The 17,569-nt window shown below is 38.4% G+C and carries 16 protein-coding genes; all 16 read left to right on the plus strand.

Going from position 1 to position 17,569, the window contains the following annotated elements:
• Nucleotides 1-121: 121 nt before the first annotated feature.
• A complete protein-coding gene (mraZ, locus tag ACIQZA_RS00735) occupies nucleotides 122-553 on the plus strand; it encodes a division/cell wall cluster transcriptional repressor MraZ (RefSeq protein WP_142507556.1) in 432 nt (143 codons plus the stop codon).
• 36 nt (nucleotides 554-589) lie between these two features.
• Nucleotides 590-1,540, plus strand: a complete 951-nt coding sequence (gene rsmH, locus ACIQZA_RS00740; protein WP_132357563.1) for a 16S rRNA (cytosine(1402)-N(4))-methyltransferase RsmH — start codon at nucleotides 590-592, stop codon at nucleotides 1,538-1,540.
• On the plus strand, nucleotides 1,541-1,909 hold the full coding sequence (gene ftsL2, locus ACIQZA_RS00745) for a cell division protein FtsL (RefSeq protein WP_400934163.1): 369 nt from the start codon (nucleotides 1,541-1,543) through the stop codon (nucleotides 1,907-1,909).
• A complete protein-coding gene (locus ACIQZA_RS00750; RefSeq protein ID WP_402880152.1) occupies nucleotides 1,906-4,113 on the plus strand; it encodes a penicillin-binding protein in 2,208 nt (735 codons plus the stop codon). Before ftsL2 ends, ACIQZA_RS00750 begins: the two co-directional genes overlap by 4 nt.
• Before the next feature lie 58 nt (nucleotides 4,114-4,171).
• The gene (locus tag ACIQZA_RS00755; protein WP_402880150.1) at nucleotides 4,172-6,088 is read left to right on the plus strand and encodes a stage V sporulation protein D; all 1,917 of its coding nucleotides are present in this window, start codon (nucleotides 4,172-4,174) and stop codon (nucleotides 6,086-6,088) included.
• 125 nt (nucleotides 6,089-6,213) lie between these two features.
• Nucleotides 6,214-7,182 (plus strand): phospho-N-acetylmuramoyl-pentapeptide-transferase, encoded by a 969-nt coding sequence (gene mraY, locus ACIQZA_RS00760; RefSeq protein WP_402880148.1) that lies wholly within the window; start codon nucleotides 6,214-6,216, stop codon nucleotides 7,180-7,182.
• Nucleotides 7,179-8,528: a UDP-N-acetylmuramoyl-L-alanine--D-glutamate ligase gene (murD, locus tag ACIQZA_RS00765; protein WP_402880146.1), complete on the plus strand. Its 1,350-nt coding sequence runs from the start codon at nucleotides 7,179-7,181 to the stop codon at nucleotides 8,526-8,528. The genes mraY and murD overlap by 4 nt, the downstream gene beginning before the upstream one ends.
• A gap of 40 nt (nucleotides 8,529-8,568) precedes the next feature.
• Nucleotides 8,569-9,648, plus strand: coding sequence for a putative lipid II flippase FtsW (gene ftsW / locus ACIQZA_RS00770; protein WP_400934173.1), 1,080 nt, complete (start codon nucleotides 8,569-8,571; stop codon nucleotides 9,646-9,648).
• 21 nt (nucleotides 9,649-9,669) lie between these two features.
• Nucleotides 9,670-10,491, plus strand: a complete 822-nt coding sequence (locus ACIQZA_RS00775; protein WP_402880143.1) for a cell division protein FtsQ/DivIB — start codon at nucleotides 9,670-9,672, stop codon at nucleotides 10,489-10,491.
• Nucleotides 10,469-11,197, plus strand: coding sequence for a DUF881 domain-containing protein (locus ACIQZA_RS00780; RefSeq protein ID WP_400934175.1), 729 nt, complete (start codon nucleotides 10,469-10,471; stop codon nucleotides 11,195-11,197). Before ACIQZA_RS00775 ends, ACIQZA_RS00780 begins: the two co-directional genes overlap by 23 nt.
• 126 nt (nucleotides 11,198-11,323) lie before the next feature.
• Nucleotides 11,324-12,043, plus strand: a complete 720-nt coding sequence (locus ACIQZA_RS00785) for a DUF881 domain-containing protein (RefSeq protein ID WP_142507547.1) — start codon at nucleotides 11,324-11,326, stop codon at nucleotides 12,041-12,043.
• A 3-nt stretch (nucleotides 12,044-12,046) separates the two neighbouring features.
• The gene (locus ACIQZA_RS00790) at nucleotides 12,047-12,418 is read left to right on the plus strand and encodes a small basic family protein (RefSeq protein WP_132357543.1); all 372 of its coding nucleotides are present in this window, start codon (nucleotides 12,047-12,049) and stop codon (nucleotides 12,416-12,418) included.
• 96 nt (nucleotides 12,419-12,514) lie between these two features.
• Nucleotides 12,515-13,798, plus strand: a complete 1,284-nt coding sequence (gene ftsA / locus ACIQZA_RS00795) for a cell division protein FtsA (protein ID WP_142507546.1) — start codon at nucleotides 12,515-12,517, stop codon at nucleotides 13,796-13,798.
• A 342-nt stretch (nucleotides 13,799-14,140) separates the two neighbouring features.
• The gene (gene ftsZ, locus ACIQZA_RS00800) at nucleotides 14,141-15,298 is read left to right on the plus strand and encodes a cell division protein FtsZ (RefSeq protein WP_100544024.1); all 1,158 of its coding nucleotides are present in this window, start codon (nucleotides 14,141-14,143) and stop codon (nucleotides 15,296-15,298) included.
• A 623-nt stretch (nucleotides 15,299-15,921) separates the two neighbouring features.
• Nucleotides 15,922-16,755, plus strand: coding sequence for a sigma-E processing peptidase SpoIIGA (locus ACIQZA_RS00805; RefSeq protein WP_402880141.1), 834 nt, complete (start codon nucleotides 15,922-15,924; stop codon nucleotides 16,753-16,755).
• A 13-nt stretch (nucleotides 16,756-16,768) separates the two neighbouring features.
• Nucleotides 16,769-17,476 (plus strand): RNA polymerase sporulation sigma factor SigE, encoded by a 708-nt coding sequence (gene sigE / locus ACIQZA_RS00810; RefSeq protein WP_049668349.1) that lies wholly within the window; start codon nucleotides 16,769-16,771, stop codon nucleotides 17,474-17,476.
• The last annotated feature ends 93 nt before the right edge of the window (nucleotides 17,477-17,569 follow it).

Here is a 17,569-nt window from a genome sequence, read left to right on the forward strand (position 1 = left end):
GTTCGATATGTTGTTAAAGGTCTATTCACATATTAAGTATAAAAATGTCAAGTTTTTTTTAAAAAAAGTGGTGGAAAGTGGGGGGATGTGGTACATTATTTAATAAAGTGGGGTGAATAGCATGTTCATGGGAGAATATCAACACTCTGTTGATGCGAAAGGACGATTAATCGTGCCCGCAAAATTTCGTGACGCCTTAGGTGAAACATTTGTTGTAACGCGCGGACTTGATAATTGTTTATTTGGCTATCCTATGAATGAATGGCGAAAACTCGAAGAAAAATTAAAGGACTTACCGATGACTAAAAAGGATACACGTGCTTTTGCAAGGTTTTTCTTTTCAGGAGCAACGGAAGTAGAAATAGACAAGCAGGGGCGCATAAATATTCCTTCAACTCTTATGCAGCATGCACATCTTGTGAAAGAATGTATCGTGTTAGGAGTTTCGAATCGAATTGAAATATGGGCGAAAGATGCTTGGGAAGCTTACTTCAGTGAGTCGGAACAATCCTTTAATGAAATTGCAGAAAATATGATTGGCTTTGATTTTTAAAATTTATTTAGTTAAGGCCCGAAGGGAGCGAGTGGTATGTTCGATCATACAACCGTGTTATTAAAAGAAACTGTTGATGGGTTGAACATCGATCCTGATGGTGTATATGTGGACTGTACGTTAGGTGGAGCAGGACACAGTGAATATTTAGTACAACAATTATCTGAAAAAGGGCGTTTAATATGCTTCGATCAAGATATGACAGCTATTAACAATGCAAAAATTCGATTGGCGCCATATATTGAGCGTGTGACATTTGTTCATTCGAATTTCCGCTATTTAAAAGAAGAGCTATTAGCGCTTGGTATTGAACAAGTTGATGGTGTTTTATATGATTTAGGCGTATCTTCACCTCAGCTAGATACACCAGAACGTGGCTTTAGTTATCACCATGATGCACCTCTAGATATGCGCATGGATCAAACAGCAACACTTACAGCATTTCATGTTGTGAATGAATGGGCATATGAAGATTTAGTACGTATATTTTTCCGTTATGGGGAAGAAAAATTTTCCAAGCAAGTTGCTCGTAAAATTGAAGAAGCACGTAAGGTGGCACCGATTGAAACAACCGGCCAACTTGTAGAACTTATTAAAGAGGGTATTCCAGCAGCGGCTCGCCGTAAAGGTGGACATCCAGCGAAGCGCATATTCCAAGCAATACGAATTGCTGTTAACGATGAGCTAGGCGCGGCAGAGGATTCGTTAGTCGATGCGATTGATATGATAAACGTAGGTGGACGCATTAGTGTCATTACGTTCCATTCATTGGAGGACCGCCTATGCAAGACTATTTTTAAGGAAGCGTCATCATTACCGGAATTACCACCGAATTTGCCAGTGATTCCAGATGACATGAAGCCAACTTTAAAGCTTATCACGAGAAAGCCGACTCTTCCTTCTGATGAAGAATTGGCAGTAAACAATCGTGCTCGTTCAGCAAAGCTTAGAGTGGTTGAGAAAATTAACGACAAAGGGCGTGAGTAAATGGCAGCAGTTCGTGTAAGGCAGCACCAGCAACAACAAGTGCAACAACCGTTAACACCTCCTAGTCCACAACCCACTATTATCCGTCGTAAAAAAACGAACCAGAAGTTTGAAAAAACAATGCTAATTGTTTTAGTTAGCATTGTTGCTGTATTATCGGTACTAGTTTTGAACAAGCAAGCAGCAATTCAAACGACTAGCATGGACATTCAAAAAATCGAAACTGAAGCAGAAGAGATTGCTAAAAAGAATGTTGACTTGACAGTTCGTGTGAGTGAACTTTCTACATACGATAACATATGGAAAAAAGCTAAAGAACTCGGTTTAACTCAAAATGAGAAAAATGTAAAGGTAGTGCCGGGAGAATGAAAAAAAAGAGATTTCGATTCCAATGGGGAGCCTTTCTATTATTAATTTTTTATGGAGGGCTCTTTTTTCTATTGTTCTCAAGAATGTTTATGTTACAGGTGACAGGTGAAGTGGAAGGACAAGAGCTTGCGGCAAGAGCAGCTGCTAAATATAGCAAAGAAAGTGCAATATCAGCAAGCCGTGGGAAGATTTACGATACAAATGGACAAGTTATCGCGGAAGATACACTTAGTTATCGACTAATCGCCGTCGTCAATGAACAAGCAACGACGGATGAAAAAAAACCTCGACATGTAGTAGATGCTGAAAAAACTGCAAAAATATTAAAAGAATATATTCCTATGGACGAAGAAAAAATCTATAAACAGCTTACTAGGGTAAATAATAAGGGCAAAAAGCCTTATCAAGTTGAATTTGGAAGTGCAGGCCGTGGGATAAGTCATGATACTATGAGTAAAATCAAAGCGGAGAAATTACCAGGGATTGTATTTATCAACGATTTAAAACGTTATTATCCAAATGGTATCTTTGCCTCGCACTTAATTGGTTTTGCACTAAAAGAGGACAATAAGGATGGTACGTTCACGACAAAAGGAAAAATGGGTCTTGAGCTTACTTATAACAAAGAACTAACCGGAAAAGACGGTAAGGTTGAATATGAGACAGATGCATTCCATTATTTATTGCCGAGTAGTGAAAAAATGGTGACGCCTGCGAAAAATGGTGATGACATTTATTTAACACTAGATAAAACAATTCAAAGCTTTTTAGAGGAAGCGATGACAGCGGTTGAAAAGGAATATAACCCTGAATCAATGACAGCTATTGTGGCAAATCCGAAAACTGGTAAAATCCTAGGGATGTCACAACGACCTACGTTTAATCCTGATACACGAGAAGGTAAAAATATGAAATGGCTAAACGAGGCTATTGAAGAGACCATTGAACCAGGTTCGACGATGAAAACGTTTACGCTTGCTTCGGCTATTGATACAGGAGCGTGGGATCCAAATGCGTGGTATCAGTCAGGAACTTACTATGTTTTTGGTGAGCCTATTAGGGACCATAATGGTGGGAAAGGTTGGGGTCCGATTCAATTTTTAGACGGCTTCCAACGTTCATCCAATACTGGAATGGCCCACCTTTTAAAGAGAATTGGTAACGATGTGTTTTTTGATTATTTAGATCGATTTGGGTTTGGTAAGAAAACAGGCATTGATTTACCAAATGAAGCGTCGGGTACACTTTTATCGAAATATCCAGTAGAACGAGTGACAACAACATTCGGTCAAGGTTCTACAGTAACGCCGATTCAGTTAATTCAAGCATTGACAGCGATCGCGAATGGTGGAAAGATGATGCAACCTTACGTTATTGATCGAATTGTCGATTCCTCAACAGGGAAGGTTATCCAAAATCATGAGCCCGTTGTAAAGGGACAACCAGTTTCAGCCGACACAGCGAAGCAAGTTAAAGAAATCCTAGCATCTACGTTAACAGCTAAGAATGGTACAGCGAAGGATTTTATCCTTGATGAATATGAAGTTGCAGGGAAAACAGGTACTGCTCAAATCCCACTAGGAAATGGTAACTATTCATGGGGAGCAAATGAATTTTTATATTCTTTCTTAGGGATGGCTCCTGCAGATGACCCTCAGCTCGTTATGTATGTCTCTGTAAAAAGACCAAAGCTTAAGGGTGAACTTGGTTCTGTACCAGTTTCAAAAGTATTTAACCCAGTTATGTTAAATAGCTTAAAGTATTTAAATGTTAATCCAGAAGATGTAAAGCATGTTGACGATACAAAAATACAAGATTACACAGGTCAAAGTGCTGAGGCTGTACAAGTAGAGCTTGCGAACGATGGTCTAAAGCCTGTTATTGTTGGTAGTGGCGGTAAAATTATTGACCAATATCCAAAAGGTCCTCAAAAACTTGTAAAAGGTAATTTTGTATTTTTAAAGACTAAGGGTAATATAACGCTACCAGATTTCACTAATTGGTCGTTACGTAATGTACTTGCTTTTAAGACGATGACAAATTTAGAAATTGAAGTTGTCGGAGAGGGCTTTGTAGCTAGTCAGAGCGTCTCGGCAGGAACGGTAATTTCAGATAGTTCACCGATTGTTGTGAAGCTGAAAACGCCAGCTGAAAGCTTTAAGCAAGATGTAGAGACCCCACCCGAGGGTGAAACAACTGAATAAACCCTGAATAGAAGCCCGCTTTATTTCATACGTTGTAAAAAACAAGGTGTGATGTCGAATGAAGTGGATTTCTATCCATTCCAAAAAGCGATTGCGTATTTTATACGTATTGTTTATGTTTGTAGCCGTTGCGGTTGTAATTAGACTTATCTTCTTGCAAGTATTAGATCAAAAAGACCTGACAAAGAAAGCCGAAGAGAATTGGGACCGGGAAATTCCTTTTGCCAATGAGCGAGGGCATATTACTGACCGTAAAGGGAAAAATATTGTCACAAATAAGCTTGCGCCAACTTTGTATTTCATGCCTTCGCAAAGTAAGGATATTGAAGGAGCAGCAGCGAAAATTGCACAAGTTTTGGGAGTAGATGAACAAAAGCTGTTGGTAAAAATGAAGAAAAAAGCATACTTAGTAAAGCTGGCACCTGAAGGAAAAAATATTTCGTATGAAAAAGCAGTGGAGTTACAAGGTATGCAGATTGAGGGATTATATAGCGGTGTCGATTATTCAAGGGATTATCCATACGGTACCCTACTATCTCGCTTTTTAGGCTTCACAGGTTATGATGCTCAAGGTTTAGCAGGAATTGAATATGAATACGATAAGTTGTTAAAGGCTAATTCTTCTGCAATACGGATCTTTACAGATGCCAAAGGGAATAATTTACCGAACGTAAAGAGCGCCTGGAAGGCTGGTGAAGATGGCGCAACGATCGAGCTAACGGTAGACGTAGATGTACAACAGGTCGTCGAGCGTGAACTGTCACAGGCAATGGAGCGTTATGACGCTGACCAAGCAATGGCGATCGCCATGAATCCAAACACTGGCGAGATTTTAGCGTTATCCTCATATCCAACTTTCGATCCGGCAGCATATCAAACGGTAGAGCCTGCTATTTACAATCGAAATTTACCAGTTTGGATGACATATGAGCCTGGGTCAACGTTTAAAATTATAACGCTCAGTGCTGCTTTAGAAGAAAATGTAGTAGATTTAGAGAAGGATACATTTTATGATCCAGGCTATTCAATGGTTGCAGGAGCAAGATTGCGCTGTTGGAAGCGTGAAGGTCATGGCTCTGAAACCTTCCTTGAAGTTGTAGAAAATTCTTGTAACCCTGGCTTTATTGAATTAGGTCAACGAATAGGTAATGAAAAACTACTACAATATGTTAAAGATTTTGGTTTTGGCAAAAAAACAGGTTCTAACATCGCTGGCGAAGCTTCAGGGATTTTATTTTCCAAAGATTCTTTTGGACCTGTTGAGCAGGCCACAACTTCATTTGGCCAAGGTGTTGCCGTAACACCAATTCAGCAAGTGCAAGCAGTAGCCGCAGCAGTAAATGGGGGCAAGCTTTATACGCCATATGTTGTGAAGAAAATTATTAATCCTAATACTGGAGAAGTTATAGAAGAGACTAAACCGGAAGTTAAAAAACAGGTTATTCGTGAGGAGACGTCTGCAAAGGTACGAGGTGCATTAGAATCTGTTGTAGCAAAAGGCTCAGGACGTCAAGCTTACCGAGATGGATTACGGATTGGTGGCAAAACAGGTACAGCACAAAAGGTGGAAAATGGGCGCTATAAAGACGGTGAATATATCGTATCGTTTATTGGCTTCGCACCTGCGGATAATCCGCAAATTGTCGTTTATGTAGCAGTAGATAACCCGAAAAAGGGAACACAGTTTGGCGGTGTGATCGCAGCTCCAATCGTTGGACAGATTATTGAAGACGTTGCACCTTTTGTTGGCATTGAAAAATCGAAGGAACAGCTTGAAAAGGATTATCGTTGGGGTGACCCAATCACTGTGAAGGTACCAAGTTTTATTGGTCAAACGAAGGACGATATTGCCAAGCAACAATATCCATTCCGTATTGAATGGCATGGAGAAGGTACTAAAATTGGCAATCAACTGCCTGAAGTGGATAGTGTTATTAAACAAGATGGCACCATTCACCTTTATTTAGAGAACTAATATAACTTTACCTTTAAAAAATGGGAAAGAACCACTATTATAATGAAGGGTAGTAATAAATACATGAAAGTATGTGCTTTTTTCTTCAAGAAGAAAGTGAAACAAGATTTAAAGGAGATTTTTCAATGAAACTCGCAACAACACTTACCATTTTAGCTCTTGCTTTTATAGTAACAGTTATCCTGGCACCAATTAGTATTCCACTTCTTCGCCGATTAAAGTTCGGTCAAAGTATTCGTGAAGAGGGACCACAATCCCATATGAAAAAAGCTGGTACACCAACAATGGGTGGCATTATTTTCTTACTGGCCATTATCCTCACTACTGTTGGTGTAGGTAGTTTTTTAGATTTATTTACAACATATACTGTCGTACTGTTATTAGTATTAGTAGGATTTGGGTTAATCGGCTTATTAGATGATAGCTTAAAGGTTGTTTTTAAACGTAATTTAGGACTAACATCAATTCAAAAGCTTATCGGTCAAATTGTTATTGCGGTCCTGGCTTATTTCTTACTAGGATCGTTTGATACAACACTTGCTATACCATTTACAGATTGGACGATCGATCTTGGTAATTTCTATGTAGCCTTTTTAATTTTCTGGTTAGTAGGCTTCTCAAATGCTGTGAATTTAACAGATGGATTAGATGGGCTTGTGGCAGGTACTGCATCCATTGCCTTTGCAGCATTTGGTGTTATTGCTCTATTCCAAGAACAAGCTGATATCGCCTTATTTGCATTTGCGGTGACAGGTGCATTATTAGGATTTTTACTTTTCAATGCGAATCCTGCAAAAGTATTTATGGGAGATACGGGTTCGTTAGCATTAGGTGGAGCTTTAGCCATGGTATCTGTATTAGTAAAAGCAGAACTTTTACTGTTGTTAATTGGATTGGTGTTTGTTATTGAAACATTATCCGTTATTTTACAGGTAGGTAGCTTCAAACTTCGTAAAAAACGTATTTTTAAAATGAGTCCTATTCATCATCATTTTGAATTATCAGGTTGGTCAGAATGGAAGGTAGTACTTGTCTTTTGGTCAACTGCTTTAGCAGTAGCATTGATTGCAGTTTTATCGGAGGCGTTCTTATGAGAAACTTTTCAGATTTACAACATAAAAAAGTCCTTGTTTTAGGTCTAGCTAAAAGTGGTGTGGCTGCAGCTGAGATTTTACATGAGCTTGGCGCCTTTGTGACGGTCAATGATTCTAAACCATTTGATGAAAGCCCAGATGCGCAAGGTCTATTGCAAAAGGGAATTACGGTTATTTGTGGCCGTCACCCAGAGGATTTACTCGATGAAGGCTTTGAATTATTAGTGAAAAATCCAGGGATTCCTTATAGTAACAAAATAGTAGCAGATGCAATAAACCGTGGAATCCCCGTATGGACAGAAATTGAGCTTGCCTATTTAATTAGTGAAGCCCCGTTTATCGGTATTACAGGATCAAACGGTAAAACAACAACGACAACAGTAATTTTCGACATGCTGAATAACGGTGGTTTACAACCGTTAATTGCAGGGAATATAGGGACAGTCGCATGTGGTGTTGCAAGAGAAGCACAAAAGGATAATGTAATCGTTACAGAGTTATCATCTTTCCAATTAATGGGTATTAAAACTTTCAAGCCAAAAATTTCCATATTAACAAATCTTTATGATGCTCATCTTGATTATCATGGGACGTTTGACAACTATGCAGAGGCAAAGTTTGGTGTTACACGTAATCAAGATGAAAGCGATTATTTTATCTATAATGCTGATCAGCCGATCGTTGTAGGCTATGCTACACAATCAAAAGCTAAAAAGGTACCATTTAGTTCTAAGGGACGTACGGATGAAGGAATTAGTGCGGATGATACAACAATTTACTGGCAAGGTGAGCCTTATCTAGATCGAGCAAATATCGCGTTGCCTGGTAAGCATAACTTAGAAAATATTTTAGCGGCTGTCGCAGCTTGTATTTTAGTCGGCTGTGACAAAGCTAAAATGGAAGAAGTTTTAGCGAAGTTTGGGGGAGTTCGTCACCGTACTCAGTTCGTGCGTGAATGGAACGGCCGCAAAATTTACAATGACTCAAAAGCTACAAACTGCTTAGCAACAAAAAGTGCTTTAGATGCATTCCAAGCACCTGTTATTTTACTGGCAGGTGGCTTAGATCGAGGACATTCGTTTGAAGAATTACGTCCATGTATGAGCCATGTAAAGGGTGTTGTTGCCTTTGGAGAAACAGGACTACGCTTTGTAGAATTTGCAAAATCATGTGGTGTACAACAAACTGTCATTGCCCAAAATGTTGAGGATGCAGTCCATTACGCGGCGCCAATGTCAGCAGAAGGCGATGTTATGCTATTATCTCCAGCATGTGCAAGTTGGGATCAATATGACAGCTTTGAAATACGAGGCGATGTTTTTATTGATGCTGTAATGAAGCTGTAATGAGCCTGTAACTATTTTAGAATATACTTGACTTGGAAGGATGGCAATACTGAGAGGGAAAGAAAGCTATTTATTGCTCGTCACAACATTGATGCTTTCTATAATCGGCATTATTTTCGTCTATTCTGCAGGTACCTATTGGAGTGCCGTTCATTATAGTGGAAAAATGCCGTTTTATATGAAGCAAAGTCTATACTTTGCGGTAGCTATTGTAGTGTTTTTAATCACTTTTCGATTAAATATTTTGAAAGAGCAGTCCTTTTGGAAAATGGCCTATATATTTTCGTTAATTTTACTAGTCCTTGTACTTATACCAGGAATTGGACTAGTTCGAAATGGTTCTCAAAGCTGGATTGGCATAGGTCCTTTAACAATTCAGCCAGCAGAGCTAACGAAAATTACAGTCATTGTATATATGAGCCATATTTTAGCACAGCATAAAACAGGTAAGTCGATTGTTAATTGGCGGCATGGATTGATTTTATTATTGCCTGTAATACTTATTATGCTTCAGCCTGATTTTGGTTCAGTTTTTATTCTCGTTGTGTCTGTGTTTTTATTGCTTTTTGTGGCAGGGTATCCTTTAAAGCTTTATGCCATGTTTTTGATAGCTGGAATTGCTGGGTTAGTAGGCTTGATTGTTACAGCGCCATACCGACTTAAGAGGATTGAGGCGTTTATCGATCCGTGGGTCGATCCTTTAGGTAGTGGGTTTCAAGCTGTACAATCATTAATGGCTATAGGCCCTGCTGGAATTTTCGGGCATGGTTTTGGACAAAGTAGGCAAAAGTTTTTATATTTACCTGAACCACAAAATGACTTTATTTACGCAATAATTCTTGAAGAGGTTGGATTGCTTGGTGGACTTAGTATTTTAGCACTTTTCGTACTGGTGATTTATGCAGGCTATAAATTTGCAGTGCGAGCTAAAACAAGAACATCATATTACGCAATCATCGGACTTGTAACAATGCTTGCCGTACAAGCATTTTTAAACATAGCAGTAGTGATTGGCTTAGTTCCTGTAACAGGTGTTACATTGCCTTTTATCAGCTATGGGGGAACATCTTTAGTAACAATGTGGCTAATAATAGGTATTATTTATCAATTAGCGAAATAAATATAAAGGAGGAGTACTTTTTTGGAGAAAGTAATTGACATAGAAGATCGCATACCTACGCTAAAAAAGCGACGAAAAAAGCGTACAAATCGGAAATTTATAGTGCTAATATTACTTTTCTTTATTGTGTTAGCAGTACTCCTTTATTTTCAATCTCCTTACAGTAAAATCAACAAAATAACAGTCAACGGTGCTCGATTAGTAGAAGAACAATATTATATGAAGACAAGTACTCTTACAACTGGGAAGTCGATGTGGGGATTTAAAGTAGAAGACGTAGAGAAAATATTACTAAAGGATAAATGGGTGAAAGAAGCACATGTTAAACGTAATTGGCTTCGGGGTGTGACAATAGATATTAAAGAATGGAAAAAGGTTGCTTACTTAGCTGGTGACGGTACTTATTATCCATTGCTTGAAAATGGCAAGCGCTTTGAACAAGTTGGGGATGATATCCCGATTGATGCACCTGTATTTATCGGCATAACTGGCGAAAAGACAATTAAGAAACTTGTCAAGCAATTAGCACAATTAAACCCAGAAGTATTAGCATTAATTTCTCAAGTCAATACAAATAGTAATGAAACAAATCCTAATGCAATCAAGCTCTATATGAACGATGGCTATGAAGTTCGTGCCGTTATTCAAACTTTAGCAGAAAAACTAAATCATTACCCTTCACTTGTGGCACAAATTCCAAATTTGGAGAAGGGGGTTATCGATTTAGAGGTCGGCTCGTATTATCGTCCTTTCAATACTGAGTACAACCAAGCAAATATTGATTTAGATCAAAATGCGGCCAACCAGGAAGTGAAAAAAGATGAACAACAAGAAAAAGAATAGCAAAGAAAATTTCTTTTCAAGAAAACAATTTCAGTTGCTTATTGTTTGTGTGACTATGGGGTTTATCATTGGCTATTCCTACAACCAGGCGAAAGAAAATCGAGATGCAGGTTCGACTAATAAGGAGCTTTTCGAGCAAGAGGAATCTTATCGTGAGGAGTTAATTGCACAACAAGAGCGAAATAAAGAATTATCAGAAGAGGCGAATGCTTTGCAAGAAAAAATTCGCAAGTATGAAAAATCGTTTGTCGCTAGCAAAAAGGATTATACAAAGCTTGTTGAAGAAGCAGAGGATTTACGCTTGTTGTTAGGTGATTTAAATTCAGAAGGAAAAGGGATACGTATTACCCTTCAAGATGGTGATTACAATCCAAAATCTGCTAATCCTAATGATTATATCGTGCATGAAAGTCATATTTTTAAATTGCTCAATGAACTTAAAATTTCTGGTGCGCAAGCAATTGCTATTAATGGTCAACGTGTTTTAGCGAATTCTTATATACGTTGTAATGGACCAGTCATCACTATTGATGGTAAGCAACATCCAGCTCCATTCGTCGTCGAAGCTGTAGGAGATTCAGCAACATTAATAGCTGCCTTAAACTTAACTGGTGGGGTTGTGGATCAATTATTAAATGACAATATTGTTGTATCATTAGAAGAAGATCAAAAGCTTGCAATGCCAAAAGCAAAAGTAGAAAGTTAAACGATTTCAAGTCAATATTTACAGATTAAATTTGGTTATAGCCTCTAGGTAGCTTATAGATTTGCAAAGTTTAAGATCTAAGGCGTAAATCTGTGAGGGGTTACGATACGTCTAGGAGGGGCTATTTTGAAAAAAAATATGTTTACCCGAATAACGATCGTGCTATTTATTATCGGTTTGATGATAGCGGTACAATACAATACCATAAAGCAACCAGCTGAGCGAGATACACGAGATATTTGGGCCATAAGAGAGGAATTAGCAGAAGAGAAGCAAAGGCATTCCGCATTATTAGCAGAAATTCGCTCACTTAATGAAGTAGTGGGTCGCTATGAGCAATCTGAGAAAGCAAATTTACAGTCAGCATTAAATGAAACGCTGAATCGTTTAAAACTACAGGCAGGGCTAACGGAAGTCACAAGTCCAGGAGTTATACTTCGAGTTGAACCAGCACCCGAATTAGTTGAAATGGGGTATGAAATCAAAGAAATTACACCTGATTTACTAACCCAATTACTAAATGCTCTGTTTAAAAACAATGCAGCAAGTGTCGCGATAGATGGAAATCGCGTTGTTCAGACGACAGCCATTCGAGACATAAATGGAAAGACTACAGTGAACAGTGTACCACTGTCCTCACCACCCTTTGAAATTTATGTTGGGACAAGCTCTTTTAAAGAAGCTCAAAAAATGTACAACTCGTTACAAGCTTCTACATTTATCGATTCCTTTTATTTGGATAACTTTAATTTATTAATAGAGGAACCATCTGAGCATTTAACAATCCCAGCATTTGATCAGCCATTGACAAATGATTATTTAACAGAGGTGGAAAAAGGAGAATAATATATGTGGCTACCATTTTTAGGTTTGATATTTGGACTTGCCCTTGGCTTGTTAACAAATATACAAATACCCTCTATATATGAAAATTATCTGTCAATAGCTGTTTTAGCAGCTTTAGATACATTATTTGGCGGTATTCGTGCTCAATTACAGCAAGTATATGACGATAAAGTATTTGTATCAGGATTCTTTTTTAATATAGCTTTAGCAGCAGGATTAGCCTTTTTAGGTGTGTATTTAGGGATAGATTTGTATTTAGCTGCTATTTTCGCTTTCGGAGTACGTTTGTTCCAAAATATAGCAATAATTAGGCGTATTCTACTAACTCGCTTAGATGAGAAACGTCATAAAAAGAACAAAAATTCCATAGAATGAGAGAAAAATTGAGCAAAATGCTCGATTTGCTTAGACATTATGCTGAATTTACAATAGAATGAGAATAAGAGCATTTTTTCAAGGAGGTGCAGCTAATTGAATCAGCAAGATTTATATATTTCTCTTGATATTGGATCCTCCTCTATCAAGGTATTAATAGGTGAAATGAGCGACGGCCAATTACATGTAATTGGAGTCGGAAATGTAAAATCGAATGGTGTTCGAAAAGGTGCAATTGTTGATATTGATGCAACAGTTCAATCGATTCGAAAAGCAATAGATCAAGCTGAACGAATGACAGGGTATCAAATTAATGAAGTCGTTTTAGGTGTTCCTGCTAACCAGACGATGTTACAACTAGTTAAAGGTGTTGTCGCTGTAAATAGTGAAAATAGAGAAATTACAGATGATGATTTAGATAGAGTGGTAGAATCTGCACAAGTCATGTCAATACCTCCTGAACGTGAATTAGTAAATATTATTCCAAGACAATTTATTGTGGATAATTTAGATGAAATAAAAGATCCGCGAGGTATGATTGGTATTCGTTTAGAAATGGATGCCACAATGATCACAACTTCCAAAACACTTTTACACAATGTTTTACGTTGTGTAGAACGTGCAGGTCTAAGTATTCGAGAAATCTATTTACAACCACTAGCAGCAGGTTACTTTGCATTAACAGAGGATGAAAAAAACCAAGGTACCGCTTTCATTGATTTAGGAGGCGGTTCAACGACTATCACAGTATTCGACGAAGGACTGTTAACTCATACGGGTGTCATTCCAGTTGGTGGCGATCATATTACGAAAGATATTTCAATCGTCTTAAAAACACCAACAGAACAGGCAGAACAAATTAAACATCAATTTGGACATGCCTTTTATGATGACGCATCAGATGATGAACTCTTCGAAGTACCAGTTGTAGGGACAGATTCAACAGATCAGTACAGTCAGCGCTTTATATCAGAAATAATTGGCGCTCGTTTGGAAGAATTATTTGAGTTAGTCATCGACGAGTTAGCCCGTCTAGGTGTTAGAGATTTACCAGGCGGTGTTGTTTTGACAGGAGGCGTTGCAAAGCTTGAGGGAATTGCTCAACTGGCACGCCAGATACTGCAAACACGTGTTAGAATATATACACCTGACTATATTGGCGTTAGAGAGCCTTCATTTACGACGGCAGTTGGACTTATTCGTTACGCCTATTTAGAAGATGATTTTTATGGAAAAAGTACAAATACGCAGCCTCTTGAATATGCAGTTGTAGGATCCCCTGCAGCCACACCAAAGAAGCAAGAATATGCTGCACCTTCAGAATCAAAAGGAAGCGTAATCGGAAGAGCAAAAAAATTATTTGATAAATTTTTTGATTAACTTCTTTCAGCAAATGTCCTTTGTACCGAAAGCGTAGCGACAGGTACAGAAGTCTCCACCTCTATAGGTGGTGAGATGAATTCGGATTTAAGCTACTTTTCAGCAGATGTCCAAACACCTGCCGAAAGAAGTTAATGCCTCCGGCGGATGTCACGGAATCGGAAAGGAGTTCTAAGAGGATGTTAGCCTAAAATCATCGCATCCATGCGATAACGGCTAACTGACCTGCGTCGTGCAGGCCTAAGAACAAAGCCGATTCCGGACGCAATTATACCGAGGCATAATTGATCTTGAATGCGTAATGAATGATACAGAGTCGAGTTACCGTGGGAGGAAAAAGAAATGTTAGAATTTGATACAAGTGTTGATCAACTTGCAGTAATAAAAGTCATTGGTGTTGGTGGCGGCGGTAACAACGCTGTCAATCGAATGATAGAACATGGTGTACAAGGTGTTGACTTTATTGCAGTAAACACAGATGCACAAGCGCTAAATTTATCGAAAGCAGAAATAAAGCTACAGATTGGAACAAAACTTACACGTGGATTGGGTGCAGGTGCAAACCCTGAAGTAGGGAAAAAAGCTGCTGAAGAGAGCCGTGAACAATTAGAAGAGGTTCTACGTGGTGCAGATATGGTATTCGTTACAGCTGGAATGGGCGGAGGAACTGGTACTGGTGCCGCGCCAGTAATCGCTCAAATTGCTCGCGATTTAGGAGCTCTTACAGTCGGTGTTGTAACGCGTCCATTTACGTTTGAAGGTCGCAAACGACAAACACAAGCTATCGGCGGTATTGGTGGCATGAAGGAGTCTGTTGATACTTTAATCGTTATTCCGAACGACAAGCTGTTACAAATTGTTGATAAATCTACGCCAATGCTAGAGGCATTCCGTGAAGCAGATAATGTTTTACGACAAGGTGTACAAGGTATTTCGGATTTAATTGCAACGCCAGGTCTTATTAACTTAGACTTTGCAGACGTAAAAACAATTATGTCTAACAAAGGTTCTGCGTTAATGGGTATTGGTATTGCTACAGGTGAAAACCGTGCTGCAGAAGCAGCTAAGAAAGCTATTTCAAGTCCTTTACTTGAATCATCAATTGATGGCGCAAAAGGTGTCCTCATGAATATTACTGGTGGCTCAAATCTAAGCCTATTTGAAGTACAAGAGGCTGCAGATATTGTAGCATCAGCATCAGACGAAGAAGTAAATATGATTTTCGGTTCTGTTATTAACGAAAATCTAAAGGATGAAATTATTGTTACAGTAATTGCGACTGGTTTCTCAGAGGAAGCTTTACAGCAACAGCGTAATACTACACGACCGACGTTAAATACAAATAGACAAGCTGCACAACAACAGCAAGCTCCGATTCGTGAGCAACGTCAAGATGTGCATGTACAGCAAGAACAACCACGCCAAAATCAACAAAATTATGTACAGGATGACATGCTTGAGGTACCAGCATTTTTACGTAACCGTAAAAATCGCGGATAAATCAGCATCCAAACTTTAAAAAGCTCGTATTTTACATTATGTGAAATACGAGCTTTTTTGTGTTGTTGAAAAACTATTGTTATGAATGTTGTTGCTGCTGTCACTACGCTTTCGCACTGAAAATACTTGTTTTCTTTAAATTAGAGATTGACATCCCCAGAAGATATATTCTATGAAGTGGTTGATTGGGGTGGAGACTGGGCGACTCCTTGGGGATCAGCGATATTGAGGAACGAAGGCTAAAAGCATCACGTCCTGTGATAACGCCTTCGTGACCAACATCCTGTTGGCCCGAGACCCTGCAGCGAGCAACGGGAGTGAAGCGGCTCATCGGACGCCCCCCAGGAAGCTCTGCTCTGCGCGAAAGCGAAGCGTCAGCGGCAAAGCGCCCAGTAGGAACGGAAATCAACCACTCGCCTTGCAGAAAAGCCATATACTATATTTAATATGCCAGCATAATTTCATTCATATTCCATTGATATTTTCAGTGACTTAAAAATTAATTATGTTCAAATGTGTAAGGAAAGGATGTATTTTGTCAAAACATTTTAATAAAATGATGCGATTGTTTGACAATATTTGTGGGAGTAACATGCTAACTTTGTATGTAGGAGGCGGCTGTTATGTATGGAGAATGGCTGGTGCTCATTAATACACTTTTTAATCTAGCGATACTCAAGTTTACGGCAAAAGTAACAGGGGTTTTTGTAAAGAACACAAGATTATTAATGAGTTCTATTTGTAGTAGTTTTGTAGCTGTAATAGGTGGACAAATGCTGTTAACGATGCTACTGAGCTTTATCTTACTGATTGGACTAGCTTTTCGCTTCAAGATTCGAAGCTTTCAAAAGCAAGGACCAATCGTTTTAACAGCAACAATTATTATTGGTGGATTATTAACAGCATTACAACCGTATTTAAAGAATCTTTCTGTTGTCCATTTTATAATGATTTGCCTACTACTAGCTGTTGGTAATCTTGTAGCTTTTTATAAGCAATGGGGATTTGTAAAGCTTGAGCGGTTAAGTGGTCAGTTTGTGTTTGCTACGACGTTAAAAATTTTTGATGTAAAGATACCGCTTTCTGCATTTGTGGATACGGGAAATCAAGCGATTGAGCCACTATCAGGAAAACCTGTACACTTTGTCTCTTATGCAGCATTACGTCCACACTTACCTGCAGCATTTTGCAAATCATTATTAGAATGGCAAGAAACTGATCCGTATAATGTATCCATGTTTTCAGAAGATTATCAGCGTTATATTCGATTTATTCATGTCAATACAGTACAACAGCAATCGGTTGTATTAGGTTTTCGCTTTGAAGAGTGGCATATAAAGGGGGAGCACTCACAAGTGAAAACGAATGAATATATCGTTTTAACAAAAAAGGCTAAAAATTTTCCACATAGCACAGCAGCAATTTTGCATTTTTCAGCGCTTTCAAATAACTCATAGAGGGGGAGAACTATTGCTTCTTAGGCTACTTGCTAGCTTGAAAAAATTTTGGAGTAAGTTTCGGAGTCGTGAAACGTACTATATAGGGGGAAATGATTCATTGCCAGTGCCATTAAGTCGAGAAGAAGAAGTTACAGTCATTGCATCCTTTATGAATGGTGATTTACGAGCTAGAGATACACTAATTGAACGTAATTTACGTCTTGTTGTTTATATTGCTAGACGTTTTGATAATACGGGAACGCCGATTGAGGATTTAATAAGTATTGGCTCAATCGGTTTAATAAAGGCGATTGAAACGTTCAATACAGATAAAAATATTAAGCTTGCCACATACGCATCTCGTTGTATTGAAAATGAGATTTTGATGCATTTACGTAAAACAAGTCGCATGAAGGGTGAAGTTTCACTAGATGAACCATTAAACTCCGATGCTGATGGAAACGAGTTGTTATTGTCTGATATTTTAGGAACTGAAGAGCATATTATTTTAGACAATGTAGAGAAGAAAATTGAGCGTCAACATATGTTTCATGCCATTAATTTACTAGGTGCGCGTGAAAGATATATTATGGAATGCCGATTTGGCCTCAATGGAAAAATTGAAATGACTCAAAAAGAAGTTGCTGATCATTTAGGTATTTCGCAATCCTATATTTCCCGATTAGAGAAGAAAATTATTCAAGATTTACGTGAAAATCTGAATCAGCCAATATCTTAGGGAGGGAAATTTAACCTACCTAAAATTGGTCTTAGCTTTTGTGCATATTCTCGTTTCTCTCGGACAAACTGATGTAACGGTTTAGTCAGAGAA

The organism is Lysinibacillus sp. NPDC096382 (assembly GCF_044762845.1).
GTDB lineage: Bacteria > Bacillota > Bacilli > Bacillales_A > Planococcaceae > Lysinibacillus.